The 24,055-nt window shown below is 71.7% G+C and carries 23 protein-coding genes and 1 riboswitch; of the genes, 11 read left to right on the forward strand and 12 right to left on the reverse strand.

Features of this window, described 5'->3' with window-relative positions; all coding sequences use genetic code 11:
* Nucleotides 1-107: 107 nt before the first annotated feature.
* The 6 genes from ACOKM3_RS01565 to ACOKM3_RS01590 all read left to right on the forward strand — a co-directional run bounded on the left by ACOKM3_RS01565 (nt 108) and on the right by ACOKM3_RS01590 (nt 8,263).
* Nucleotides 108-1,559 (forward strand): basic amino acid/polyamine antiporter, encoded by a 1,452-nt coding sequence (locus tag ACOKM3_RS01565; RefSeq protein WP_426896086.1) that lies wholly within the window; start codon nt 108-110, stop codon nt 1,557-1,559.
* Nucleotides 1,560-1,594: 35 nt separating this feature from the next.
* Entirely contained in the window at nt 1,595-2,857 is a 1,263-nt protein-coding gene (locus ACOKM3_RS01570; protein ID WP_426896088.1) for an arginine deiminase, read from the forward strand.
* Between the two features lie 30 nt (nt 2,858-2,887).
* The gene (locus ACOKM3_RS01575; protein ID WP_426896090.1) at nt 2,888-5,074 is read left to right on the forward strand and encodes a hypothetical protein; all 2,187 of its coding nucleotides are present in this window, start codon (nt 2,888-2,890) and stop codon (nt 5,072-5,074) included.
* Nucleotides 5,075-5,126: 52 nt separating this feature from the next.
* A riboswitch (cobalamin riboswitch) is annotated at nt 5,127-5,316 on the forward strand.
* Nucleotides 5,317-5,352: 36 nt separating this feature from the next.
* Complete coding sequence (locus ACOKM3_RS01580; RefSeq protein WP_426896092.1) at nt 5,353-6,408, forward strand: ABC transporter substrate-binding protein; 1,056 nt, start codon at nt 5,353-5,355, stop codon at nt 6,406-6,408.
* A 59-nt stretch (nt 6,409-6,467) separates the two neighbouring features.
* On the forward strand, nt 6,468-7,481 hold the full coding sequence (locus ACOKM3_RS01585) for a FecCD family ABC transporter permease (RefSeq protein ID WP_426906662.1): 1,014 nt from the start codon (nt 6,468-6,470) through the stop codon (nt 7,479-7,481).
* A complete protein-coding gene (locus ACOKM3_RS01590; RefSeq protein ID WP_426896094.1) occupies nt 7,478-8,263 on the forward strand; it encodes an ABC transporter ATP-binding protein in 786 nt (261 codons plus the stop codon). Before ACOKM3_RS01585 ends, ACOKM3_RS01590 begins: the two co-directional genes overlap by 4 nt.
* A 1-nt stretch (nt 8,264) precedes the next feature.
* On the opposite strand, the gene ACOKM3_RS01595 is transcribed toward ACOKM3_RS01590, so the two are convergent.
* Nucleotides 8,265-8,885, reverse strand: a complete 621-nt coding sequence (locus tag ACOKM3_RS01595) for an L-threonylcarbamoyladenylate synthase (RefSeq protein WP_426896095.1) — start codon at nt 8,883-8,885, stop codon at nt 8,265-8,267.
* Nucleotides 8,886-9,043: 158 nt separating this feature from the next.
* On the opposite strand from ACOKM3_RS01595, the gene ACOKM3_RS01600 reads away from it, so the two are divergent.
* Nucleotides 9,044-10,192 carry a hypothetical protein gene (locus ACOKM3_RS01600; RefSeq protein WP_426896097.1) on the forward strand — a complete coding sequence of 383 codons (1,149 nt, stop codon included), beginning with the start codon at nt 9,044-9,046 and terminating at the stop codon, nt 10,190-10,192.
* 62 nt (nt 10,193-10,254) lie between these two features.
* On the opposite strand, the gene ACOKM3_RS01605 is transcribed toward ACOKM3_RS01600, so the two are convergent.
* Entirely contained in the window at nt 10,255-10,617 is a 363-nt protein-coding gene (locus ACOKM3_RS01605) for a hypothetical protein (RefSeq protein ID WP_426896099.1), read from the reverse strand.
* Between the two features lie 74 nt (nt 10,618-10,691).
* On the opposite strand from ACOKM3_RS01605, the gene ACOKM3_RS01610 reads away from it, so the two are divergent.
* Nucleotides 10,692-11,048 (forward strand): DUF779 domain-containing protein, encoded by a 357-nt coding sequence (locus tag ACOKM3_RS01610; RefSeq protein ID WP_426896101.1) that lies wholly within the window; start codon nt 10,692-10,694, stop codon nt 11,046-11,048.
* 98 nt (nt 11,049-11,146) lie between these two features.
* The gene (locus ACOKM3_RS01615) at nt 11,147-12,319 is read left to right on the forward strand and encodes a phosphodiester glycosidase family protein (protein WP_426906663.1); all 1,173 of its coding nucleotides are present in this window, start codon (nt 11,147-11,149) and stop codon (nt 12,317-12,319) included.
* A 5-nt stretch (nt 12,320-12,324) separates the two neighbouring features.
* Here ACOKM3_RS01615 and ACOKM3_RS01620 read toward each other — a convergent pair whose 3' ends face one another.
* Both ACOKM3_RS01620 and ACOKM3_RS01625 read right to left on the reverse strand, forming a co-directional pair.
* Nucleotides 12,325-12,519, reverse strand: a complete 195-nt coding sequence (locus tag ACOKM3_RS01620) for a hypothetical protein (protein WP_426896103.1) — start codon at nt 12,517-12,519, stop codon at nt 12,325-12,327.
* Nucleotides 12,520-12,630: 111 nt separating this feature from the next.
* The gene (locus ACOKM3_RS01625) at nt 12,631-13,536 is read right to left on the reverse strand and encodes a phosphatidylinositol-specific phospholipase C/glycerophosphodiester phosphodiesterase family protein (RefSeq protein WP_426896105.1); all 906 of its coding nucleotides are present in this window, start codon (nt 13,534-13,536) and stop codon (nt 12,631-12,633) included.
* Nucleotides 13,537-13,729: 193 nt separating this feature from the next.
* Here ACOKM3_RS01625 and ACOKM3_RS01630 point away from each other — a divergent pair, with 193 nt between their 5' ends.
* Both ACOKM3_RS01630 and ACOKM3_RS01635 read left to right on the forward strand, forming a co-directional pair.
* The gene (locus ACOKM3_RS01630; RefSeq protein WP_426896106.1) at nt 13,730-14,482 is read left to right on the forward strand and encodes an aminoglycoside adenylyltransferase family protein; all 753 of its coding nucleotides are present in this window, start codon (nt 13,730-13,732) and stop codon (nt 14,480-14,482) included.
* A gap of 118 nt (nt 14,483-14,600) precedes the next feature.
* Nucleotides 14,601-15,515: a Vgb family protein gene (locus ACOKM3_RS01635; RefSeq protein WP_426896108.1), complete on the forward strand. Its 915-nt coding sequence runs from the start codon at nt 14,601-14,603 to the stop codon at nt 15,513-15,515.
* Between the two features lie 77 nt (nt 15,516-15,592).
* Here ACOKM3_RS01635 and ACOKM3_RS01640 read toward each other — a convergent pair whose 3' ends face one another.
* The 8 genes from ACOKM3_RS01640 to ACOKM3_RS01675 all read right to left on the reverse strand — a co-directional run bounded on the left by ACOKM3_RS01640 (nt 15,593) and on the right by ACOKM3_RS01675 (nt 24,032).
* Nucleotides 15,593-16,246 (reverse strand): ABC transporter ATP-binding protein, encoded by a 654-nt coding sequence (locus ACOKM3_RS01640; RefSeq protein WP_426896110.1) that lies wholly within the window; start codon nt 16,244-16,246, stop codon nt 15,593-15,595.
* Nucleotides 16,239-17,156: an ABC transporter ATP-binding protein gene (locus tag ACOKM3_RS01645; protein WP_426906664.1), complete on the reverse strand. Its 918-nt coding sequence runs from the start codon at nt 17,154-17,156 to the stop codon at nt 16,239-16,241. Before ACOKM3_RS01645 ends, ACOKM3_RS01640 begins: the two co-directional genes overlap by 8 nt.
* 41 nt (nt 17,157-17,197) lie before the next feature.
* Complete coding sequence (locus ACOKM3_RS01650) at nt 17,198-18,070, reverse strand: ABC transporter permease (protein ID WP_426896112.1); 873 nt, start codon at nt 18,068-18,070, stop codon at nt 17,198-17,200.
* The gene (locus ACOKM3_RS01655; protein ID WP_426896114.1) at nt 18,063-19,055 is read right to left on the reverse strand and encodes an ABC transporter permease; all 993 of its coding nucleotides are present in this window, start codon (nt 19,053-19,055) and stop codon (nt 18,063-18,065) included. Before ACOKM3_RS01655 ends, ACOKM3_RS01650 begins: the two co-directional genes overlap by 8 nt.
* Nucleotides 19,052-20,644 carry an ABC transporter substrate-binding protein gene (locus ACOKM3_RS01660; protein WP_426896116.1) on the reverse strand — a complete coding sequence of 531 codons (1,593 nt, stop codon included), beginning with the start codon at nt 20,642-20,644 and terminating at the stop codon, nt 19,052-19,054. The genes ACOKM3_RS01655 and ACOKM3_RS01660 overlap by 4 nt, the downstream gene beginning before the upstream one ends.
* Nucleotides 20,645-20,746: 102 nt before the next feature.
* Nucleotides 20,747-21,865 carry an acyl-CoA dehydrogenase family protein gene (locus ACOKM3_RS01665; RefSeq protein ID WP_426896118.1) on the reverse strand — a complete coding sequence of 373 codons (1,119 nt, stop codon included), beginning with the start codon at nt 21,863-21,865 and terminating at the stop codon, nt 20,747-20,749.
* Nucleotides 21,862-23,046 carry an acyl-CoA dehydrogenase family protein gene (locus tag ACOKM3_RS01670; protein ID WP_426896120.1) on the reverse strand — a complete coding sequence of 395 codons (1,185 nt, stop codon included), beginning with the start codon at nt 23,044-23,046 and terminating at the stop codon, nt 21,862-21,864. The genes ACOKM3_RS01665 and ACOKM3_RS01670 overlap by 4 nt, the downstream gene beginning before the upstream one ends.
* Entirely contained in the window at nt 23,043-24,032 is a 990-nt protein-coding gene (locus tag ACOKM3_RS01675; protein ID WP_426896122.1) for an NADPH:quinone oxidoreductase family protein, read from the reverse strand. Before ACOKM3_RS01675 ends, ACOKM3_RS01670 begins: the two co-directional genes overlap by 4 nt.
* Nucleotides 24,033-24,055: the final 23 nt, after the last annotated feature.

The raw sequence follows: 24,055 nt of genomic DNA on the forward strand, positions 1-24,055 counted from the left end.
CGTCTTGTGACACCGGAACCCCCCTAAAAGGTGCAGGCCTCAACAGGTAGGTAGAAAACTGTTCCCCGAGCGTCCCGGCTCCCCGCACCACGACCGAAGGGGACGTGATGGAGCAGCAGGCCTCTACGGAGTCCACGACCTCCCCACCGCCCGCGAAACTGGCCCTGTTCACCCTCACCACCATGGTCATCGGCTCCATGGTCGGCGCCGGGGTGTTCTCCCTCCCGGCGCGTTTCGCCGAGCAGACGGGGGTGGCGGGAGCGCTCATCTCCTGGGCGATCGCCGGTACCGGCATGCTCATGCTCGCCTTCGTCTTCCAGTCCCTCGCCGTGCGCAGGCCCGACCTGGACGCGGGCGTCTACGCCTACGCCAAGGCCGGCTTCGGGGAGTACGTCGGCTTCTTCTCCGCCTTCGGCTACTGGGCCAGCTCGTGCGTGGGCAACGTGACGTACTGGGTGCTGATCATGTCGACGGTCGGCACCATCTGGTCCAGCCTCGGCGAGGGCGACACCGCGCTCGCGGTGATCCTCTCCTCCGTGGGCCTGTGGGCGTTCTTCCTGATGATCCGCCGCGGCGTGAAGGAGGCCGCGGCCATCAACAGGATCGTGACCGTGGCCAAGGTCGTGCCGATCGTCATCTTCGTGATCCTGGCGCTCGTCTTCTTCGATCCGAGCGTCTTCGCCGAGAACTGGGGCGGAGCCGACTACGCCGGCTCCCTGTTCAGCCAGGTCAAGGGCACGATGCTGGCCACCGTCTTCGTCTTCCTCGGCGTGGAGGGCGCCAGCGTCTACTCGCGGCACGCCAAGCGCCGCGAGGACGTCGGCAGGGCCACGATCCTCGGCTTCCTCAGCGTCTTCGCCATCTTCGCCTCCGTCGTGATCGTCAGCTACGGGATCATGCCGATGAGCGAGATCGCCGAGCTGCGCCAGCCGTCCATGGCGGGCGTCCTTGAGGAGGCGGTCGGTACCTGGGGCAAGGTCTTCATCAGCGTCGGGCTGATCGTGTCCGTGCTCGGCGCCTATCTGGCCTGGACGCTGATGGCCGCCGAGGTGCTGTTCGTCGCCGCGAAGGACGACGACATGCCGCGCTTCCTGCGCCGCGCCAACGCCGCGGACGTGCCGATGCCGGCCCTGCTGATGACGACGCTCCTCACCCAGGTCGTGCTCGTCGTCACCGCGTTCTCCGACGACGCGTTCAACTTCGCCCTCGACCTGACCAGCGCCCTGTCCCTGATCCCGTATCTGCTCGCGGCCGCGTTCGCCGCGAAGATCGGCATGCGCCCCGATCCGCTCACCGCGGGCGGCCGCACCTCGAACCGTGAACTGACCATCGCATGGGTGGCCGTGATCTACACGGCGTTCCTGCTGTACGCGGCGGGGCTGAAGTTCGTCCTCGTCTCGCTGATCTTCTACGCCCCGGCCACCATCCTCTTCGTGATGGCCCGCCGCGAGCAGGGCCGCCGCCTGTTCTCGCCCCGTGAGTTCGTCATCCTCGCCGTCTCCGTCATCGGCGCGGTGATCGGCATCGTCGCCCTGGCCGCCGGCTGGATCAGCCTGTGACCGTCCCGTCCCACCCCCGCCCCGGGAGGCTCCCCGTGACCGACCCCGACAGCTCCGCCCCCGTTCCGTACGGCGTCCACTCCGAGGTGGGACGGCTGCGCAAGGTCCTCGTCTGCGCGCCGGGGCTCGCGCACCGCAGGCTGACCCCGACCAACGCGGACGACCTGCTCTTCGACGACGTGATGTGGGTGGAGAACGCCCAGCGCGACCACGCCGACTTCGTCAACAAGCTGCGCGGGCGCGGCGTCGAGGTCGTCGAGCTGCACGAGCTGCTCGCGGAGACGATGGCGATCCCGGGGGCGAAGTCCTGGCTCCTGGACCGGAAGATCGTCGCCAATCAGGTGGGGCTCGGCCTGATCGACGACACCCGGGCGTTCCTTGAGGACCTCGATGACCGGCAGCTCGCCGAGTACCTCATCGGCGGGCTCGCCACCACCGACCTGCCCGACGACTACCGCTCGCCGTACGTGTCCCTGGCCCGCGAATCGACCGGTGTGCGCGAGTACTTGATGCCGCCGCTGCCCAACACCCTCTACACCCGCGACACCACGTGCTGGCTGTACGGCGGTCTCACCCTCAATCCGCTGTACTGGCCCGCGCGGCACGACGAGACGCTGCTGATGAAGGCGGTGTACGAGTTCCACCCGGATTTCGCGGGCTCGACCGTGTGGTGGGGCGATCCCGAACAGGACTGGGGGCAGGCGAGCTTCGAGGGCGGCGACATCATGCCCGTCGGCAAGGGCGTCGTCCTGATGGGCATGAGCGAGCGCACGTCGCGGCAGGCCATCACGCAGGTCGCGGCCTCCCTGTTCGAGCGCGGCGCCGCCGAGCGCGTCATCGTCGCCGGAATGCCGAAGCTGCGCTCCGCGATGCACCTGGACACCGTCTTCACGTTCGCCGACCGCGACATCGTCACGCTCTACCCGAAGATCATGGACGCGGTGCACACGTTCTCGCTGCGCCCCAGCGACAAGGCGCCGGGCCTGGAGATCACGGACGAGGGCTCGGCCGCGTTCACCGACGTCGTCGCGAAGGCCCTGGGTATCGGCGACCTCCAGGTGATCGAGACGGGCGGCGACGTATACGCGTCCGAGCGCCAGCAGTGGGACAGCGGCAACAACGCGGTCGCCCTCGAACCCGGCGTGGTCTTCACCTACGACCGCAACACGCAGACGAACACGCTGCTGCGCAAGGCGGGTGTCGAGGTCATCACCATCGTCGGCGCCGAGCTCGGCCGGGGGCGCGGCGGCGGCCACTGCATGACCTGCCCCATCAGCAGGGACCCGCTCGACTACTGAGACGGGCCCGGGACCGGTACCGTCGACGCCATGGAGAAGGGCACGCTCCATACGCTGCTCCGCGCCGTGGCCCTCGTCGTGGCCGCCGTCGCCACGCTGACCGTGTGCGTCACGGCCACCGTCCGCGGCACGCTGCTCGATCCGGGCTTCCACGCCGCGGTCCTCGACGAGCAGCACGCCTACGACCGGCTCTACAACGAGGTCCTGGTGGACCCGGAGGCCACCCCGGTCACCCGCGACCTGCTGGCCCGGCTCGCCGTGCCGGAGGCCCAGATCACCTCCAACATCAAGCTGGTCCTGCCGCCCGACACGCTGCGCGACCTGACCCGGCAGCAGATCGACGCGGTGGTCGGCTATCTGAACGGCGACCGTGACGACCTGCGCCTCGTCGTCGACCTGCGCCCGGTCCTCGCCAACCTCGACGGCCTCGCGCACACCTATTTCGGCGACCTCGTCGCGGGCGTCCAGAACCGCTCCGAGCCCGACTTCGACCGGTTCCGGGCTACGCTCGCCGACGAGGTGCGCGAACTCGCCGCCGGGCGGGCGCCCGATGGCCTGCCGCAGCTGCCGCTGACGCCGGACCAGGCGAACCGCGTCGCCGACACGCTGCTCGCCCTCGTACCGTCCAAGGAGCGCGCGGGCCTGCGACCGGAGGTCGAGACGGCGCTCGCGGACGGGGACGTCGGCACCGCGCTCGCGGCCGTCGCCCCGGCCACCGTCACGGACCGCGTCCAGGGCGCCGCGGCCCAGCTCCGGGAGCTCGTCGACGGCGGCACCTGGGACCTGACCGACACCCTCAAGGCGTCCGGCAACGATCTCTCGGGCCTGCACGAGGCGCGTCCGTACACGGCGGTCGGCCTCGGGGTGCTCGAAGTCGTCGCGGCGGTACTCCTGTTGCTGTCCCTCACGGCGCTGTGGCTGCTCGGTCCGCGGCACCCGGGGCGCCGGCTGATCCTGCTCGGGATTCCGCTCGTGGTGGGCGGGGCGCTCACCGCGCTGGCCGCCTGGGTGACGCGACTGGTCACCGACGGACGGCTCGTCGCGCCTCCCGACTCGTGGCCACCGAGCCTGGCGCACCTCGTCGACGACGTGCAGCGCGCCGCCGTAGGCCATCTCACCGGCACCGCGCTGTGGGCCGCGCTCGTCCCCGTGCTCGCCGGGGCCCTGCTCGCCGGGATCGGCCTGCTCACCCGCTCCGAACTGGTGGGCCGGGTCCCGCGGGTGGCGCGGGAGCGGCTCGGGTCGCCGGGGCGGTCGGGCGGCCTGGGGTTCGGGGCGGCGTGCCTGGCGGTCGCGGGGATGGTGCTGATGCCGCTGGCCGCCTCCCCCGCCGCGGCCCGCGAGTGCGAGGGCAGCACCGAGCTGTGCGACCGCCCCTACGACGAGGTCGCCTATCTGACCTCGCACAACGCGATGTCGACGACCGCCGACCACTTCATCGGGCCGCTCCAGGACCCGCTCATCAGTACGCAGCTGGACCACGGAGTGCGCGCGATGCAGCTGGACACCTACCGCTGGGAGACACCCGAGGAGATCACCGAACGTCTGCACGACTCCGACTTCACGGCCGAGCAGCAGGCGCTGGTGAGGTCCGCGGTCAACCGGATCAATCCACCGCGCAAGGGGCTGTGGCTGTGCCACGCGGTGTGCAGGGCCGGGGCGATCTCCCTGGTGCCGACGCTGCGCGAGATCGGCGACTGGATGAAGGACCACCCGAACGAAGTGGTCACCCTGATCATCCAGGACGCGATCTCCGCCGAGGACACCCAAAAGGCATTCCACCAAGCGGGGTTGGACAAGCTGGTCCGCCGCCCCGACGCCGATCCGGCGAAGCCCTGGCCGACGCTCGGCGAGATGATCGACAGCGGCCGGCGCCTGGTCGTCTTCGCCGAGAAGGCGGACGGCCCGGCCCCCTGGTACCGCAACTTCTACCGCTACGGCATGGAGACGCCGTTCTCCTTCCGCTCCCCGGACCAGATGAGCTGCGTCCCCCACCGCGGCGGCGACGACAAACGGCTGTTCCTCCTCAACCACTTCATCACCAACAACGGCGGCAGCCGCATCGACGCGGGCGAGGTCAACGCCCGCCGCTACGTCCTCGACCGGGCACACCGCTGCGAACGCGAACGCGGCAGGCCGGTGACCTTCGTCGCCGTGGACTACGCGACGATCGGGGACGCGCAGGGCGCGGTGGACGCCCTCAACGAGGGCCGCTGACGGGCTCCGGTACCGCCACCGGGACCACGATCGGCTCCGCGTGATAGTTTCGCCGAGCCAGTCGTACCTTTGTGTGTTTTTCTACGCACACGGGTCAGGGAATCCGGTGCGAACCCGGAACTGACGCGCAGCGGTGAGGGTGACGGGCGGAGCCACTGCCACTGGGTCGGTACATCGGCCCGGGAAGGCGCTTCGCGCGGACGACCCCGAGTCCGAAGACCTGCTGGCGGCCTCCAGTGCCGCGTGGCGTGGGGGCGGACCGTAGGCCGGCTCCGCGTATGAGCCCTGGACGCGAAGGAACTTCCGTGCTGTTCGCACGTCAACTCCGCCGATGCGCACCGCTGTTGGCGGGCGCCCTGCTGCTCACCGGGTGCGGCACGACCGCCGCCACCGAGGACGGTGCCGCCAAGGACGGCGGTGTCACGCTCGACAACTGCGGCAAGAAGGTGCGGGTCGAGCACGCCCCGCGCCGCGCCGTCGCCCTCGACCAGGGTTCCGCCGAGATCATGCTCTCGCTCGGCCTGGCGGACCGGATGGTCGGCACCGGCACCTGGACCGACCCTGTTCCCGAGCACTTGGCGAAGGCCAACGCGAAGGTGCCGCGCCTGGCCGACCGCTACCCGTCGTTCGAGAAGGTCCTCGGCACCGAACCGGACTTCGCCGCGGCCTCGTTCACGTACACCCTCGGCAAGGGCGGTGTGGCGCCGCGCGAGGAGTTCGAGAAGCTCGGGGTGCCCACGTACCTCTCCCCCAGCGACTGCGCGGGCAAGGACAACGGCGGCGACGGGGACGGTGTGCGGACCAAGTCCCTGGGGCTCGACGTCGTGTACGGCGAGATCCGGGATCTGGCGCGCGTCTTCGACGTCGAGGAGCGCGGCGAGAAGCTGGTCGACGAGCTCAAGTCCCGGGTCCGCAAGGCCACTTCGGGGGTCGATGCGCACGGCGTGGACGTCCTGTACTGGTTCGCCAACTCCGACTCGCCCTACATGGCGGGCTGTTGCGGAGCCCCCGGCGTCGTCACCAAGGAGCTCGGGGCGCGCAATGTCTTCGACGACACGCGCGCGGAGTGGCCGCAGGTCAACTGGGAGACGGTCGCGGACCGCGATCCGGACGTGCTGGTGATCGGCGATCTGACGCGCCGCTCGCAGTCGGCGGAGTCCGCCGCGCAGAAGATCAAGTTCCTGGAGTCCAACCCCGTCACCAAGCACATGACCGCCGTGAAGAAGAAGCGGTACGTGCGCCTGAGCGGGCAGGCGATGAACCCGACCATCCGCACGGTGGACGGTGTGGAGCAGGTCGCCGCGGGGCTGCGCGAGTTCGGCCTCGCCAAGTGACGGCTCGTACGGTTTCGACCCACGCGGTGACGGCGGCGCCGGCGAAGGCTTCTTCCCGAATCTCCCTGCGCGCCTCGCTCGCCTGGGCGGCCGCCGTCGCCGCGCTGTGCGCCTCCGTCGCCTTCGCCATCACCATCGGTCCCGCGCAGATCCGCGTCGGCGACGTGTGGGCGGCGGTGGGTGACCGTATCGGCCTGGCGGCCTCGGATCTCTCGCCGATCCGGGACGGCATCGTATGGAATCTGCGGCTGCCTCGGACGCTGCTCGCGGCGGTGTGCGGGGCGGGGCTCGCGGTGTGCGGCACGGTGCTTCAGGCGCTGCTGCGCAATCCGCTGGCCGATCCGTTCGTGCTCGGTGTCTCGTCGGGCGCGTCGACCGGGGCCGTCCTCGTCGTGGTGCTCGGGCTCGGCGGGGGCGCCATCTCGGTGTCCGGCGGCGCGTTCGTCGGCGCCGTCTGTTCGTTCGCGCTGGTGCTGGTGCTCAGTCACACCCTGGGCGGCAGCACGGACCGGGTGGTGCTCTGCGGGGTCGCCGCGATGCAGCTGTTCTCGGCGCTGACCTCGTTCGTCGTGCTGACCTCCGCGGACGCGGAGACGACGCGCGGCGTGCTGTTCTGGCTGCTCGGCTCGCTCAGCGGGGTCGGCTGGACGGAGGTGTGGCTGTGCCTGGCCGTGCTCGCCGTCGCGCTCGTGGTGTGCCTCGCGTACGGGCGGACCCTCGACGCGTTCGCCTTCGGCGCCGAGGCGGCGGCCACGCTCGGCGTGCGGGTGGCCCGCACCCGGATCGTGCTGCTGTGCGTGACGGCGCTGCTCACTGCGGCGCTGGTCAGCGCGGCGGGGGCGATCGGCTTCGTCGGCCTGGTGCTGCCGCACGCGGCGCGCGCCCTGGTGGGTCCGGGGCACACCCGGCTGCTTCCGGTGACGGCGCTCGCGGGAGCGGTGTTCCTGGTGTGGGTGGACACGGTGGCGCGGACGGTGCTCGAACCGCAGGAGGTTCCGGTGGGTGTGGTGACCTCGCTGATCGGTGTGCCGGCGTTCGTGCTGGTGCTGTACCGCGGGCGGGGTGTGCGGTGACGGCGGGGCTGCGCGCGGAGCGTGTGTCGTGGTCGCCGGGTGGCGCGCTGGTGCTCGACGGGGTGTCCGTGGCGCCCGAGCCCGGCACCGTCACCGGAATCCTCGGGCCCAACGGTTCGGGCAAGTCGACCTTGCTGCGCCTGCTGGCCGGGGTGCTCGCTCCGGAGAGCGGTGTCGTCACGCTCGACGGTGACCCGCTCGCCTCCGTGGGCCGCAGGCAGGCCGCGCGGCGCATCGCCATGGTGCAGCAACAGTCGGACGCCCAGGTCGAGTTGACCGTCGCCGACGTCGTACGCCTGGGCCGGGTCCCGCACCGCCGCGCCTGGCAGCCCGCGTCGGCGGCGGACGAGGCCGCCGTGCGCTCCGCCCTGGAGCGCAGCGGGCTCGCCGACCGGGCGCACCGCCTGTGGCACACGCTGTCCGGCGGCGAGCGCCAGCGGGTGCAGATCGCGCGGGCGCTCGCGCAGGAGCCGCGCGAGCTGCTGCTCGACGAGCCGACCAACCACCTCGACATCCAGCACCAGCTCGAACTCCTCGACCTGATCGGCACGCTGGGCATCACGTCCGTCGTCGCCCTGCACGACCTGAACCTCGCCGCCACCTACTGCGCGCGGGTCGTCGTGCTGCGCGAGGGCCGAGTGGTGGCGGCCGGGGAGCCGGGCGACGTACTGACCGAGGAACTGATCGCCGACGTGTACGGGGTGCGCGCCGAGGTCACCCGCCCCGGCGCCCGCCCGCACATCCGCTACCTGGGCACGACGAGGCCCGGCGTGCCCGGCTGAGTCACTCGAAGCGCTCGGTGTCCCCGGCCCCGCGCCGTACGATCTCGGCCTCCCCGCCGGAGAAGTCGATGACCGTGGTGGGCACGGTGCCGCAGTCGCCGGAGTCCACGACGGCGTCCACCTGGTGATCGAGCAGCTCCTTGATCTCCCAGCCCTGGGTGAGCGGCTCCTCCTCGCCGGGCAGCAGCAGCGTGCTGGACAGCAGCGGCTCACCGAGCTCGGCGAGCAGGGCCTGCGTCACCACGTGGTCGGGGATGCGCACGCCCACGGTCTTCTTCTTCGGGTGCTGCAACTGCCGCGGCACCTCACGGGTGGCGGGCAGGATGAAGGTGTAACTGCCGGGCGTCGCCGCCTTGATGGCGCGGAACACGTCGTTGTCGATCTGGACGAACCTGCCGAGCTGGGCGAAGTCCTGGCAGACCAGTGTGAAGTGGTGTCGGTCGTCGAGCTGCCGGATGGTGCGGATCCGGTCGACGCCCGCCCGGTTGCCGAGCCGGCAGCCGAGCGCGTAGCAGGAGTCCGTGGGGTAGGCGACGAGCGCGCTGTCGCGGATGCCGTCGGCGATCGCGGAGATCAGGCGCGCTTGCGGGTTTGCTGGGTGCACGTCGTAGTACCTGGCCATTCGGCGAGCGTACGGGATCGGACGCGCCACGCCGGGGTACACGAGGGGCGAATCGGGCGCGCACGCGCGACAATCCCGACACCGGCCCACCCTGCCCTGGCCCCCGCGCGTCCACGGACCCATACTGGTCGCGCCCCGATCACTCACAGAACGACTCCATGGCGAAGAAGAACTCAACCCCGACACCCGTCCCCGACACTGTGTGGCTCGGACGCGGACGCCACCTCGGTCCCGACCCCGAGCGCGACGTCCGGCGCAACCTGATCGCCCTCAAGGCGGCGGGTGTGCTCGACGACTTCCTCGACCTCGACCCCGAGGACGCGGCGCGTTCCACGGTGCTGCACCCGCGCGCGGAGGAGGCCGGGCCAGGCCCCGGCGCCCGCCGGGTGTTCGAGGCACGCTGGCGCGTCGCCGAGAACGTCACCGTGCGCGGTCAGCTCACGACGTACGACCCCGATGTCCGCGCCAAGGGCTCCGAAGGCGTCACCTGGGTGCTCGCCGCGGAGGCGGAGCGGGCCTGGGAGCTGTCCTGGCCGTCGCCCGCGCCGATGTTCTGGCCGGACAGCGAGCGGGTGCCCTGGGACCACGACACGGTGGCGGGGCTGCGCCTGCGGGCCCCGAATCACCTCCCCAAGGACGACGACGAGCTGCGCCGCCTCCTCAAGGACTGCTCGCGCTCCAGCTGGTACGTGCATGTCGTCATCCACGAGGCGATGACGCCGGACGCCCGCGGCCAGCGGTCGATCACGCAGCATCTGCCGCCGAGCCTGCAGCACCGGGTGATCGAGCACCGGGCGACGCCCGACCAGGCGCAGATCGTGGACTTCGGGCTGCGCAAGGACTTCAAGGCCGGGATGCCGCGCGGCGGCGGCGTCGTGCTGCCGACCACGCCGCCGCACCCGGACTATGTGGCGGACCGTTTCACCGTGCGCAGCGTGTTCCTCGACGGCAGCGAGCCGACGGAACTGATCGACCGGATCCGGGAGTTCACCGCGTTCCCGCGGCCGCTGACCGACGAGGCGCAGCAGGCGCTCACGCGTCTGCGCGACGGCTGGCATCTGCTCACGCCCGACGAGGAGCTGACGCACGCGCAGGACATGGTCACGAAGTACGCCGAGGCGCTCGAGGCGATGACCAGGTCCCGGGACAGCTACCGCGAGGCGGCCGAAGCGGCGCGCGCCGCGCTCGCCGAGGTACCGCGCGCCGAGAGCGCGCCGCACGCGGCGACGGACGCGGACGCCAAGGACGCCTCACCGTTCGGCACGCTCGGCAAGGCGTTCGGACGCTTCCGGGGGCCGCACAAGTAGGTTCCCGACGGCATGGACGGCCAGTTGGTGGGGCGCCCGCACGGGGCGGGCGCCCGCTCCCCTCACTCCTCCTCTGCCTCCGCCGCACCCGGATCGGACATCCGCAGCGCGATCTCCTGCAGCAGCTCGCTGGAGTTGACGTCCGTACGGCCCTCGTCGTGGACCTTGGCGAGCTGCGTGAAGAGGAACGCGAACGCCTCCACGAGCGACACGCTCGCCGGCATCAGCGCGGCGATGGCCAGTTCGGCCGCCTCCTCCGCGGTGGCCCCCGACGGGATCTCGATGGTCGGGAACACCTCCGACACGAGCCGCCCCAGTTGCGTCAGGTCGGTGTCGAGTGCCTCGCCGTCGCTGAGCCTGCGCACCATCTCGTGCGTCTCGGTGAGCACGCCGATGGCCCGCAGAATGATCTCCCTCTGTTCCATGTGCGGAGCTTATGCCGGGGTCCGTGTCGCGCGTGCAACGTGGTCGCAACGTCCCACCCCTTTGACTGGGTCTCATGACCGACGTACCCCGCGTGGAGCTGACGGACGCGGCCGCCGAGCTGTTGCGGCGGCTGCGCGAGGCCCACGGTCCGCTGATGTTCCACCAGTCCGGCGGCTGCTGCGACGGCAGCGCGCCGATGTGCTACCTGGCGGGCGAGTTCCGCACGGGAGCCTCCGACGTGCTGCTCGCCGATCTCGCGGTGGAGGGGGTGGCGGAGCCGGTCCCGTTCTGGATGTCCAAGAGCCAGTACGAGGTGTGGAGCCATACGCGGATCATCGTCGACGTCGTCGAGGGACGCGGCAGCGGATTCTCCCTCGAAGCACCCGAAGGCGTACGTTTCCTGATCCGTTCCCGGCTCGTCGGCACCTAGCCATCGACGCGCGACCCCGCGTCTGCTGAACTCCCCACATGCAGACGAGAGTTGGCAAGCGAGGCAGAAGAGTCCTTGCGGCCCTCGGGGTCGCTTCGATGCTGGCCGGTGCCGCCCTGACGGGTGCGGCACCGGCCGGCGCCGCTTCGGGCGAGAGGGTCGCTCCGGGCGTCACGTACACGGAGTTCGACGTTCCCGCCGCCAAGGGCACCGCACACGCCCACGTCCTCACCGTCGATCTGACCGACCCGCGCGTGCGGGTCGACCTCCTGCACCCCGGCGCGGTCGGGGCCCGCGCCACCGTCTCCTCGATGTCCGACACGGCCGGCGCCGTCGGCGGGGTCAACGGGGACTTCTTCAACATCACCGAGAGCCAGCACCCGGGCGTCGAGGTCACCGGCGCCTCCGTCGGCCCGGCCATCGCGAGCGGGCACACCCTCAAGGCGGCCGTGCCGAACGGGCAGCGCTTCGGCCCGGCCCTGCCGCCCGGCACCTCCACCCGGGACGTCCTCGGCGTCGGGGTCGACCGGCGTGCCCGCCTCGACAGCCTGGAGCTCGACGGCTCGGTACGCACCCGGGACGATCGCGTGCCGCTGGGCGGGCTGAACCAGTACGCGCTGCCGGTCGGCTCGGTGGGCGCGTTCACCTCCGACTGGGGCAGCGTGTCCCGGGTGCGCGCCACCTGCGGCACGGACACCCAGCGGGCGGCTCCGTGCTCCACGGACACGTACGAGGTGACGGTGCGCCGCGGGCGCGTCGTGTCGGCCGCCGACACACCCGGCAGCGGGCCCATAGCGGCCGGTTCCACGGTCCTGGTCGGCAGGGAGGCCGGCGCGCAGTGGCTGCGCAAGCTGTCACCGGGTGACCCGGTCGCGGTCCACCACCGGCTCGTCGCCGCGCGCTCGGGCATCCCGTACCGCTTCGCGATCGGCGGGTATCCCGTGCTGCGGGACGGCGCGCCGCTGCCCGGCCTGGACGCGACGACGTCGGCCGTGCGCACGGCGGCGGGCATCGGGGACGGCGGCCATGAGCTGATCCTGCTGGCCCTGGACGGCGCCCCCGCCTACCGCACCGGCATGTCGATGACCGAAGTGGCCGCCACGATGCGGTCCTTGGGCTCGGACGACGCGTTCAGCCTGGACGGCGGCGGTTCGTCGACCCTCGTGGCACGCGCACCCGGCGCACCCGCGGTGTCGGTCCGCAACCACCCCAGCGACCCGCCGGAGCGGGCGGTCGCGAACGGGATAGGGGTGTTCTCGGCCACGAAGTAGCGCCCTCACGGGCTGAGGCTGCTGACCAGCCCCGCGGTGGAAGTGATGCCGTCGTGGATGGTCGGCGCCGCGTCCGTGCCCGCGAGCAGGAAGCCCAGCAGGACGCAGACGAGAGCGTGCGAGAACTTCATGGCTCCGTTGCGCAGGAAGACCACCGCGATGATGAGCAGCAACAGCACGACGGAAATGGACAGAGACATCGCCGAACCTCCTCCGCCACGTCAACACCGTGGCTATCGGCCGCAAGTGTGACGCAGCGGAGGGCGTCGACCGGGGCATGACCTGTCCCCCGAACGGGTGTTAACCCGGGGTCACCGGCCGGAACTCCCGCCGCGGGCCCCGGCGTGGGCCTTGTCGTGCGCCTTGTCGTGGGCCTCCAGGAACGCCCGCAGGCCCGCGAGGTCGTCCGTGTTGAGGTGGTCGACGTCGGCGGCGATCAATTCGGCCCAGACGGCGTCGCGTTCGGGCCCCGCGACGTCGGGTGTCGCCCAGAAGCGGACGCGCTGGCCGCGCGCGTGGGCGGCGCCGACGATCCCGCGCAGCTTGTCGCGTTCGGCGGCGGGCATGGGCCCGCTCCCCAGCCAGGTGAAGTTGTTGGCCCAGTTGTCGCTGATGAGCGGGATGAGCGAGGCGGGCGCCGCGCTGCCGAGGTCGGTGAGGCGGCCGTCGTAGAACGCGCTGCGCCTGGTCTGCGCCTCCATCGGCGGGCGGGCGGCCCGGTCCCCGGAGACGACGACGGTGACGGCTCCGCTCCGAACACGCCCGCGGTCGTACGTGGTGAAGAGGCGGCCGTAGCGGCGCAATTGGCGGTCGAGTTCCTGGTACGTCGCCGCGCCGTCGGTCTTGATGTCGACGAGGAGCTGCAGCGGGGTGCGCCAACCCCGGTACACCGAGCCGCGGTTGGCCTTCACGCGGGCGGCGAGCGGGGCGAGGTAGAGGGAAGTCAGGGTGCGCGAGGGGTCGAGGTCGACGGGGTCGTGGGCGACGAGGAGGTCGCCGTTCACGAGGTAGATGTCGGCCTCGACGCTGTTGAAGCGCTGGTCGAGCGCGTCGAACAGGGGTCTCGGGTGCTCGTAGTCGTTGTGGGCGTGGGCGCGCCGCAGGGGCGCGGGGCCGCGCTTGCCCGCGGCGGCTTGGGCGAGGTTGGGGGTGGTGACACCGACGGCGAGCGCGGCGGCGAGGGTACCGAGGGCTCTGCGGCGGGTGGTCGGGGCCATGCGTGCCTCCCATGGTGGGCCGGTGGGACACGGTGAGTATGCGGGGCGCGGGTCGTCAACCGGCAGAGGTGTGACGGGAGTTGGCGTGACCGGCACCCCCGGTTCACCGCGGTGACACCACGAGCCACCGGTCACGGACGTGCATGATGGCGGGGACGGGCGAAGGATCGACGGAAAGCGAAGGGAGTCGGCCGTGCGCCAGGTGGAGTGCGTGGTGGAAGTGCTGCGCGAGGTGCTCGGGCCCGATCTGGTGGCCGCGTATCTCTACGGTTCGGCGGTCTCCGGCGGTCTGCGCCCGCACAGCGATGTCGACGTGTTCGCCGTGACCGACGCTCCCACGACACCCGGTCGGCGCGCCCGCCTCGTCGGCGGGCTGATGGAACTGTCCGGGGCGGGTGCGGCGCACGGCCAGGAACGCCCGGTGGAGTTGACGCTCGTACGGCTCGCCGAAGTGCGGCCCTGGCGGTTCCCGCCGGTGCGGGAGTTCCAGTACGGCGAGTGGCTCCGGGACGCGTACGAACGCGAGGAGACACCGGGGCCCGAGGTGGACGAGGACCTTGCGCTGCTGGTCACGATGGTGCACCGGCGTGGTGTCGCCCTGTTCGGCCCGCCCGCCGCCGAACTGCTCGATCCGGTCCCGGAGTCCGATGTGCGTCGCGCGACCGTGGCCGGGATCCCGGCGCTCCTTGAGGAGTTGGATACGGACACCCGCAATGTGGTCCTGACCCTCGCCCGCGTCTGGGCCACCCTCGCGACCGGGGAGATCCTGTCGAAGGACGCGGCGGCGGACTGGGCGCTCGCCCGGCTCCCGGAGGAGAACCGCGCGGTACTGGCGCATGCCCGCGCGGTGTATCTGGGCGAGGCGGAGGAGTCGTGGGAGCGGCTACATGATCGACTGCGGCCCGACGCGGAGGTACTGGTCGCCGAGATCGAACGGGTCGCGTAGCACCGGCCTCCGGCCCGACCCAGCCCGTTACGTCCATCGTAAGTTTGCAGCGAGGCCCCACAGAGGAGAACCGTGTCGAGTGGGCCGACGCTTCCTAACACGGTCAGGAGAAGTCCTTGTGACGCAGGAATCCCGCCAGGAAACACACCGCGTATCCATCGCCGAACACGTGGTGTCCGACGGCGCGTCCGGCCCCTACGCCCTCACCACGGGTCCGGACGGCGCCCTGTGGTTCACCCTCGTCCACAGTGGCGAGATCGGCCGGCTCGTCCCCGGCACCGATCCGACACGCCACCGGCTCGACGCCTCCGGCTGCGGACCGACCGTCATCACCCCGGGCCCCGACGGGGCGCTGTGGTTCACCGAGTACCGGGCGGACCGGATCGGGCGGATCACGGTGGCCGGCGCCGTGGACGAGTTCGAGGTGCCCAGGCCGGGCTGCGGACCGTTCGGGATCGCCGCGGGACCCGACGGGGCGCTGTGGTTCACCGAGACGGCGGCCGACCGCATCGGCCGCACCACCGTGGACGGCGACGTCACCGAGTTCCCCCTCCCGGTCACCGGCGCCTTCCCCTCGGCGATCACGGCCGGTGCCGACGACGCGATGTGGTTCACCCTCAACCAGGCCAACGCCATCGGCCGGATCGGCATGGACGGCGCGATCACCCTCCACTCCCTTCCGACGGAGGCGGCCGCTCCCGTAGGAATCGCCGCGGGCCACGACGGAGCGCTGTGGTTCGTCGAGATCGCGGCCGGGCAGCTCGGCCGGATCACTCCGGACGGCCGGATCACCGAGTTCCCCCTGCCCGACCGCACCGCCCGCCCGCACGCGGTCACGGTCGACGCCGAAGGCACCGTGTGGTTCACCGAGTGGGGCGCCAACCGCATCGGCACGCTCACTCCCGACGGCGCTCTCGCCGTCCACGACCTGCCCACCCCGAAATCCGAACCTCACGGCATCGCCGTCGGCCCGGACGGCGCCGTGTGGACGGCATTGGAGATCGGCGCGCTGGCTCGCGTCACCACCTCGTAGGGCGCCCGGGCGCCGGCTTACGCAGCGTAGGGCGCCCGGGCGTTCGCGATCGCCCGGTGGTTCGCCCGGGCGTTCGCCTACGCCCCCGCCAACTCGCCCCACTCCACCGTCCGCCCGCACCACCGCTCCAGGAGCACCCGGTCGTGTCCCACGGCCAGCAGCCCCGCCCCGGTCTCCCGCCGGTAGTCCTCCACCACGCCCACCAGCGCGGCCGTGGTCGACGCGTCGAGCATGGCGGTCATCTCGTCGCAGATCAGCCAGCGGGGGCGCAGGGTGAGGGCGCGGGCGAGGCAGGCGCGTTGGAGTTGGCCGTCGCTGACCTCGTGGGGGCGACGGGTCAGGAGCTCGGTGGACAGGCCGACCGTGTCCGCCAACTCGCTCACCCGGGCCGCGTGGTCGGCGCCGTTCGCGCGCAGGGGTTCCGCGATCAGGTCGGACAGGCGCAGGCGCGGGTCGGCGGAGAGGCGTGGTTGTTGGAAGACGACGCCGAACGCGGTGCGTTGGGAGCGTGGGGCGCGGTGTCGGAAGCGGTGCGCGGGTTCGCCGTCGATGACGACCCGGCCCGCGTCCGGGGCGTGCAGCAGCGCCGCGACGCGGGCGAGGGTCGACTTGCCACAGCCGCTCGGGCCGAGGAGTCCGACGCTCTCGCCGGGGCGGACGGTCAGGGTCACGTCGCGGACGACCGGGGCGCGTCGGTCGTAGCCCGCGGTGATGGAGTGCAGTTCAAGCACGGGTGGCCTCCTGGTGGGCCGGTACGGGGTGGTGGCAGGCCACGCCGTCCGTGAGCGCCGGCATCGCCGCACAGCGGTCGTCGGCGCGGGTGCAGCGCGCAGCGAACGCGCAGCCCTCCCCCAGCGCGCTCAGCTCCGGTGGCATCCCGGGGATCGGGGTGAACTCGCGGTCGGGCAGGGCGTTCAGGAGGCCCCGTGCGTACGGGTGGCGGGGGCCGCGCGCCCCGAAGAAGGCGTCCGCGTCGGCCAGTTCGACGATGCGGCTCGCGTACATCACCGCCACCCGGTCCGCGATCCGCTCCGCCGCCGCGAGGTCGTGCGTGATCAGCAGCAGCGCCCGGTCGGTGCCGATGTGGCGGCGCAGTTCGTCGACGGTGCGCTCGACGAGGTCGCGGTCGAGGCCCGTGGTCGGCTCGTCGGCGAGGAGCAGCGGAGCGTCCCCGACGAGCGCGAGCGCGGTCGCGGCGCGCTGCGCGAGTCCGCCGGAGAGTTCGTGGGGGTACCGGTCGAGATGGTCCAGCGGGAAGGCGGCCCGCTCGGCGGCTTCCCGGACGGCCGCCGACAGCTGCGGACCCCGACGCGGTGCTCCCGTCAACTGCCGCAGCATCTCGGCCAGTTGTGAGCGCACCGTGCGGACCGGGGTGAGGTGCGCGGCCGGGCTCTGCGGCACCAGGCCGATCCGCCGGCCCCGCACCGTGCGCGCGAGCGTCGCCTCGTCGGCCGCCATCAGGTCCAGGCCGCCGAGGCGCGCCGAGCCCGCCGTCTCCGCGTTCTGCGGCAGCAGGCCCAGCAGCGCGGAGGCCAGCACCGATTTTCCGCAGCCGCTCTCTCCCACGAGGGCCAGGCACTCCCCCGCCGCGAGGTCGAAGGAGGCGTCGCTGACCGCCCGTACGTACGCGCCGTCGCGCATCCGGAACCGTACGGACAGGTTGTCCACCGAAAGCACCGTGGTCACAGGGTCAGCTCCGATCGGCGGCGGGGATTCAAGCGTTCGCGCCAGGCGCCCGCGAGGCCCGCGATGGCCAGCGTCGGCACGATGATGAACAGGCCGGGGAAGAGGGTCGGCCACCAGTCGCCCGCGAGCAGCGAGCCGCGCGCCGTCTGGACGAGCGTGCCGAGGCTGGCCTGGTGGGTGGGCAGGCCCAACCCCAGGAAGGACAGGGCGGATTCGTGCCAGATCGCGTGCGGGACCATCAGCACCGCGGCGAGCGCCGCCTGCGGCAGGACGCCGGGCAGGAGGTGCCTGGCCGTCACCCGCCACCGTGAGGCTCCGCCGGAGATCGCCGCGTCCACGTAGGGACGCGAGCGCAGCGACAGGACCTCCGCGCGCACGATGCGGGCGGTGGACAGCCAGTGTGTCAGGCCCACCGAGATCACGACCGGCCACACCCCCGGCCGGAACATCGCCACGATGAAGATGCCGAGCAACAGGTGCGGCACCGACGAGAAGGTGTCCACCACGCGCATCACGCCCCGGTCCACCCAGCCGCCGAGCGCGCCCGCGAGGGCCCCGACGGCGGTGCCGATGACGGTCGCGACGACCGCGGCCACCACGCCGACGAGCAGCGAGACCCGCAGCCCGTACACGCTGCGCAGCAACAGGTCACGGCCGACGTCGTCGGTGCCGAACGGGTGCGCCCAGGACGGTGGTTGGAGCTTCGCGGCGAGGTCGACGGCCTGCTGGTCCAGCTGGGTCAGCGGCGGCACGAGCAGCACGGCGAGGACGACCACGGACACGATCACCGCGGACGTACGTATCCGCCATGCGCGCGTGGAGCGGCGCCGCACTCCGTGCGTGCGCCATTCAAGAGTGAGGTCAGCCATCGAAGCCCACCCTCGGATCGGCGATGCCGTACAGCAGGTCGGCCGCCCAGTTACCGGCCAGCACGGCGAGCGTCGCGAGGACGGTGACGGCGGCGAGCAGCGGGAAGTCCACGGACGTGGCCGCCTGCACGGTCGCGGCGGCGATGCCCGGCCAGCTGAACACGGTCTCCACGAGCAGCGCACCGGTGATGAGTTCGGGCACCCGTGACCCGATGAGCGTGAGCACGGGCAGCATGCCGGAGCGCAGCGCGTGCCCGAACAGGACGGTGCGCGGCGCGAGTCCGCGGGCTCTGGCCCCGCGCACGGGGTCCTCGTCGAGTGCGTCGCCGACGCCCTGACGGACGTACAGGACGAACCACGGCAGCTGCGATATCGCCAACACCCCCGCCGGGAGCGCGAGATGGGACTGCACCTGCCCGGCGGTGACAGTCGAGGAGCCCGTGTCGGTGAGTCCGCCGGCCGGCAGTACGCCGAGTTTCAGCGCGAACAGCCACACGGCGAGCAGGCCGAGCCAGAACGGGGGCGCGGCCTCCAGCGTGTACGCGAGCGAGGTGACGGCCCGGTCGAGCCAGCCGCCCTGTCGGCGCGCGGCCAGCACGCCGAGGAGCGTGCCGAGGACGACCGCGACGAGGAACGCGGTGGCGGCAAGGAGCACCGACCAGCCGAGCCGCTCGCCGATCACCTGGGCGACGGGCTGCCGCATGACGGCCGAGTCGCCGAGGTCGCCGGTGAACGCCGACGTCAGCCAGTCCCACCAGCGGGCGAACAGCGGCTGGTCGACGCCGAGGTTGACCCGCAGCTGGTCGAGGTTCTCCTGTGATGCGGTGAGCCCGGCCGTGCCCGCGTAGGCCTTGACCGGGTCGAAGGGGGAGGCCGCGGCGATCGCGAAGACGCCGAAGGTGACGGCGGCCAGGACGGGCACGGCGAACACGATCCGCCGGCCCGTCAGGCGCGCCATCGGCCCCCAGGGGAGCCGTCTGCTCATGCCTTCCAGTCCTCCACGTTCCACCACGGCCCGGAGGCGAGGCCGTGGTCGTGCGGCTCGACCTGCGTGGAGAGGTCGCCGAACTTCTTGTCGACTACGTAGAGGTGGTCGATGTGGGTGAGGAAGGTGTAGCCGGGGTCCTTCACGAGTGCGCGCTGGACGGTGTCGTACGCGGCCTGCCGCTTCGCCTTGTCGTCGGTGCGGCGGGCGTCCTCCAGGGCGGCGTCGACCTTCTTGTTGTCGTAGTGCGCCATGTTGTTGAAGCCGTCGCCCGCGAGGGAGGACTTGAGCAGCGAGTACTGGTCGAAGTCGGGGTCGGCGGGTGCGCCGCCGCCCGCAAGGACGGCGTCCTTGGGCATGCGGGGCATGATGACTTCCCAGGTGCCGCTCTCGACCTTGACGTCGATGCCGAGCTTCTTGGCGTCGGAGGCGTAGGCGAGGGCGTGGTCCTGGCGGAGCTTGTCGCCGGTGAGGTACCAGAGCGGGAAGGCGGCGCGGACGCCGTCCTTCTTACGGATGCCGTCGGCGCCGGTCTTCCAACCCGCCTGGTCGAGGAGCTTCTTGGCCTTGGCGAGGTCGTGCGCGCGCTCGGTACCCTTGGTGAACCACGGGCTGTCGGTGGGCACGGGCCCGTACGCCTCCTTGCCCGCGCCCTCCAGGATCTGGTCGACCATGGCCTTGCGGTCCACGCCGATGTCGAGGGCGCGGCGGATGTCGGTGTCACCGGCCACCTTGTTGCCGGTCGGCAGGGTGACGACGCGGTAGTCGAAGGAGTTCGCCGCGTAGGTCTTCTTGGCGGTGTCGGCCCGATACGTCTTGGCCAGGTTGGGCGGCAGGATGGCGCCGTCGAGGTCGCCGGAGCGCAGCCGGGTGGCGCGCACGTCGTCGTCCTTGATGATCGCCATGGTGAAGTTCTTGATCTTCGGCGCGCCGCCCCAGTAGTCGGGGTTGGCCTTGAAGACGAGCTTCTCGCCCTTGGACCACTTCACCAGCTCGTACGGGCCCGTACCGATGGGCCTGGTGGTGAACCTGCCGTTGTTCACGTCCTGTTGACCCGCGACGTGCTCGGGCGCGATGGGCAGGACGGTGCGCTCGGCGAACGGCGCGTAGGGGTACTTGAGGTGGAAGACGACGGTGTCGTCGCCCTTCGCCTCGACGTCCTTCACCGCGTCCAGTTCGGTCTTGGAGGCGTTGTTGGTCTTCTTGTCGAGGATGGTGTCGTAGGTGAAGACGACGTCCTTCGACGTGAACGGCTTGCCGTCGCTGAACTTCACGCCGTCGCGCAGCTTGTACGTGTAGGTGCGGCCGTCGTCGCTCACCTTCGGCAGCTCGGCCGCGAGCGCGGGCCTGAGCTTCATGTCGGCGTCGTGCGTGAGCAGCCCGTCGAAGATCTTCGAGTTGCCGTCCTTGCCGTAGCCGAGGAGCGGGCTGAGGCTGTCGGGCTCGTAGGCGATGCCGACGACGGCACTGTCGCCGCCGCCGCTCTTGGCGTCGTCGTTCGGCGCCGCGCAGGCCGCAGCGGTCACCGCCAGTGCGATGAACGCTGCCCCTGCTGTCGCGCTCCGTGCCGGCCTGGCCACGCCACCCACCCCTATTCAAGATCTACTGTTATTGCGAAAGAGTCGCAATAATGCCATCTCGTCAAGGAGAGGTAAAACCCGGCTGTGGAGTTGTGTGCACGGCGGCTGCCGTCAGGGAGCGCGCAGGTCGACCAGTTCGGCCAGCTCCTCCCGGTGCCGGCCCGCCGTACCGAGCGCGATCGAGTCGGCCTTGGCGCGCTTGAGGTACAGGTGGATCGGGTGCTCCCACGTCATGCCGATGCCGCCGTGCAGCTGCAGCGCCTCCTCGGCGGCGTGCACCGCGACGGGTGCCGCGTACGCCTGGGCGACGGCGACCGCGATGTCCGCGTCCTCGCTGCCGGTCGCGAGCGCGTCGGCGGCATTGCGGGCGGCGGCACGGGTGTTGACCGTTTCAAGCCACAGCTGGGCGAGCCGGTGCTTGAGCGACTGGAAGGAGCCGACGGGCCGGTTGAACTGGTTGCGCTCCTTCGTGTAGCGCACGGTCTCCGTCAACAACCAGTCCGCGAGGCCCAGTTGCTCGGACACGAGCAGCCCGGCACCGGCCCGCAGCGCGCGCCGCACCGCCGTCGCCGCGCTGTCGGTCAGCTTCCGCCCCGCGGCCCCCGCGAATGCCACAGCGGCCAGCGGGCGCGTACGGTCCAGCGAGACCTGCGGCTCGACGGTGACGCCCTCGGCGCCCGCGTCGACCGCGAACAGGCCGCTCGCGGTGGGCACGAGGAACACGTCGGCGGCGGACGCGTCCGCGACGCCGGTGACGCGGCCGGTCAGCGCCCCGCCCTCTTCTCGTACGTCCCTGAAGTCCTGCCCGGGCGTGGCCGACAGCGGCACGGTGAGCACGCCGATGGAACGGCCGGAGGCGAGTCCGGCGAGGACGGTGGCCGCCTCGTCACCCTCACAGGCGAGCAGCGCCTCCGTGGCGATGACGGCACTCGTCAGGTACGGGACCGGGGCGACGGCGCGCCCCAACTCCTCCAGGACGACGGCCGCTTCGCGGTGCGTGGCGCCCTGGCCGCCCTTGTCCTCCGGGACGAGGAGCCCGGCCAGGCCCATCGTCTCGGCGAGGTTCTTCCACAGTTCACGGTCGTGCGGCGCGTCCGTGTCGACGCGGGCGAGGACCTCGGTGGCGTCGCAGTGGTCGGTGAGCAGGTCGCGGACCGCCGAGCGGAGCGCTTCCTCCTCCTCGGAGTAGAGGAGGTCGGGTTCGGTGTTCGTGGTGGTCGTCGTGGTCATCGGGCGAGGTCCTTCCAGGCGACGTCCTTGTCGGTGCGCGGCTCGGACGGCAGGCCCAGGACGCGCTCGGCGACGATGTTCAGCAGGATCTCGCTCGTCCCGCCCTCGATGCTGTTGCCCTTGGCGCGCAGATACCGGTAGCCGGCCTCGCGGCCCGAGAAGTCGACGATGTCCGGCCGCCGCAGCGTCCAGTCGTCGTACAACAGGCCTTCCTCGCCGAGGAGTTCGACCTCCAGGCCGCTGATCTCCTGGTTGAGGCGGGCGAAGCCGAGCTTCATGCCGGCGCCCTCAGGGCCGGGGTGTCCGGCGACGAGCTGCTGGCGCAGCCGCTCGCTGGTGAGGCGGGCGACCTCGGCCTCGACCCACAGCTTGACGAGGCGCTGGTGCAGGTCGTGGGTGCGCAGTTCGGGGCGCTCGCGCCAGGTCTTGGCGACGATGCCGACGAGCCCGCCCTCGCGCGGCACGCGCATGCCGCCGATGGAGACGCGCTCGTTGTTGAGGGTGGTCTGGGCGACCCGCCAGCCGTCGCCGACCTCGCCGAGCCGGTGGGCGTCGGGGATCCGGACGTCGGAGAGGAACACCTCGTTGAACTCGGCCTCGCCGGTGATCTGGCGCAGCGGCCTGACCTCGACGCCGGGGTCGGTCATGTCGCACACGAAGTACGTCATGCCCTTGTGCTTGGGCACGTCCGGGTCGGTGCGGGTGACGAGGATCGCGAAGCGGGCGTTGTGCGCGTTGGACGTCCACACCTTCTGGCCGTTGACGATCCAGGTGTCGCCGTCACGGACGGCGCGGGTGCCGAGCGCGGCGAGGTCGGAGCCTGCGCCCGGCTCGCTGAACAGCTGGCACCAGATCTCGTCGCCGACCCAGAGCGGCTTCAGGAACCGCTTCTTCTGCTCTTCGGTGCCGTAGCGGAGGATGGTGGGGGCGGCCATGCCGAGCCCGATGCCGTTGCGCCGCGGGTGGTTGTCCGGGGCGCCGGCCGCGGTCATCTCGGCCTCGACGACGGCTTGCAGGGCGCGCGGCGCGTCGAGCCCGCCGAGGCCCTCCGGGTAGTGCACCCAGGCGAGCCCGGCGTCGAAGCGGGCGCTGAGGAAGTCCTCGCGGCTCGTGGTCGCGGGCGGGTGGGCGGCGAGGAACTCCTGTGTACGGGACCTCAGTTGCGCGGCGTCGAGGCTCATGCGGCGGCTCCTTCCTGCTGGCGGGCGTTCAGACCCGGCACCACCACGACGCGGCCCGTCGTGACGCCGTCGGCGACGCGCTGGACGGCGGACGCGGCGTCGCTCAGGTCGACGCGCTCGCTGACGAGGGGCTTGATGGCGCCGCTCGCGGCCAGCTCGGTGAGCTTCTGGTGGCAGTGCGGGATGAGCTTCGGGTTCTTGGTGGCGTACAGGCCCCAGTGCAGCCCGAGGATCGAGTAGTTCTTCACCAGCGCGTGGTTGAGCGCCGCGGTCGGGATGGCGCCGGAGGCGAAGCCGACGACGACGATGCGGCCCTCGAAGGCGACGACCTTCGTGGACTGCCGGTACGCGTCGCCGCCCACCGGGTCGTAGATCACGTCGGCGCCCTGGCCGCCGGTGGCCTCCTTCACGGCGGCGATGACGTCCTCGGAGCGCCGGTCGATCACGACGTCGCAGCCGAGTTCGGCGGCGACCTTCGCCTTCTCGGGGCCGCCGGCGACGCCGATGACCCGGGCGCCCGCGGCCTTTCCGAGCTGTACGGCGGCGCTGCCGACGCCGCCCGCGGCGGCGTGCACGAGCAGCGTCTCCCCCGCCTGGAGGTGGGCGCGCTGGTGCAGGCCGAACCAGCCGGTCTGGTAGCCGATGTGCAGGGCGGCGACCTCGGCGTCGTCCAGCGAATCGGGCGCGGGCAGCAGGGACTTCGCGTCGGCGACCGTGTACTCGGCGAGGCCGCCGCGCGGCAGCACGGGGTTGGCGATGACGCGGCGGCCGTCCTCGGTCTCGCCGCAGATCTCCACGCCCGGTGTGAACGGCAGCGGCGGCGTCACCTGGTACTGCCCCTTGCACAGCAGGGCGTCCGGGAAGTTGATGTTGGCGGCGCGCACCTTGAGCAGAACCTGCCCCTCGCCGGGCTCGGGACGCGCCACCTCCTCGAGGCGCATCACCTCGCTCGGCTCGCCGTTCTCGTGCACTTGCCATGCCTGCATGCGGAGCCTCCACGGGACTGCTT

Source organism: Streptomyces nidicola, assembly GCF_050106155.1.
Taxonomy (GTDB): domain Bacteria; phylum Actinomycetota; class Actinomycetes; order Streptomycetales; family Streptomycetaceae; genus Streptomyces.

Bases quoted from the DNA above. Each gene is read 5' to 3' on its own strand.
- ACOKM3_RS01615 (WP_426906663.1), top strand. From the start codon at position 11,147: ATGCTGGCCGGTGCCGCCCTGACGGGTGCGGCACCGGCCGGCGCCGCT.
- ACOKM3_RS01595 (WP_426896095.1), bottom strand. From the start codon at position 8,885: ATGGCCAGGTACTACGACGTGCACCCAGCAAACCCGCAAGCGCGCCTG.
- ACOKM3_RS01675 (WP_426896122.1), bottom strand. From the start codon at position 24,032: ATGCAGGCATGGCAAGTGCACGAGAACGGCGAGCCGAGCGAGGTGATG.
- ACOKM3_RS01670 (WP_426896120.1), bottom strand. From the start codon at position 23,046: ATGAGCCTCGACGCCGCGCAACTGAGGTCCCGTACACAGGAGTTCCTC.
- ACOKM3_RS01605 (WP_426896099.1), bottom strand. From the start codon at position 10,617: ATGGAACAGAGGGAGATCATTCTGCGGGCCATCGGCGTGCTCACCGAG.
- ACOKM3_RS01580 (WP_426896092.1), top strand. From the start codon at position 5,353: ATGAGCCCTGGACGCGAAGGAACTTCCGTGCTGTTCGCACGTCAACTC.
- ACOKM3_RS01565 (WP_426896086.1), top strand. From the start codon at position 108: ATGGAGCAGCAGGCCTCTACGGAGTCCACGACCTCCCCACCGCCCGCG.
- ACOKM3_RS01665 (WP_426896118.1), bottom strand. From the start codon at position 21,865: ATGACCACGACGACCACCACGAACACCGAACCCGACCTCCTCTACTCC.
- ACOKM3_RS01645 (WP_426906664.1), bottom strand. From the start codon at position 17,156: ATGCGCGACGGCGCGTACGTACGGGCGGTCAGCGACGCCTCCTTCGAC.
- ACOKM3_RS01620 (WP_426896103.1), bottom strand. From the start codon at position 12,519: ATGTCTCTGTCCATTTCCGTCGTGCTGTTGCTGCTCATCATCGCGGTG.
- ACOKM3_RS01575 (WP_426896090.1), top strand. From the start codon at position 2,888: ATGGAGAAGGGCACGCTCCATACGCTGCTCCGCGCCGTGGCCCTCGTC.
- ACOKM3_RS01610 (WP_426896101.1), top strand. From the start codon at position 10,692: ATGACCGACGTACCCCGCGTGGAGCTGACGGACGCGGCCGCCGAGCTG.
- ACOKM3_RS01655 (WP_426896114.1), bottom strand. From the start codon at position 19,055: ATGAGCAGACGGCTCCCCTGGGGGCCGATGGCGCGCCTGACGGGCCGG.
- ACOKM3_RS01600 (WP_426896097.1), top strand. From the start codon at position 9,044: ATGGCGAAGAAGAACTCAACCCCGACACCCGTCCCCGACACTGTGTGG.
- ACOKM3_RS01625 (WP_426896105.1), bottom strand. From the start codon at position 13,536: ATGGCCCCGACCACCCGCCGCAGAGCCCTCGGTACCCTCGCCGCCGCG.
- ACOKM3_RS01650 (WP_426896112.1), bottom strand. From the start codon at position 18,070: ATGGCTGACCTCACTCTTGAATGGCGCACGCACGGAGTGCGGCGCCGC.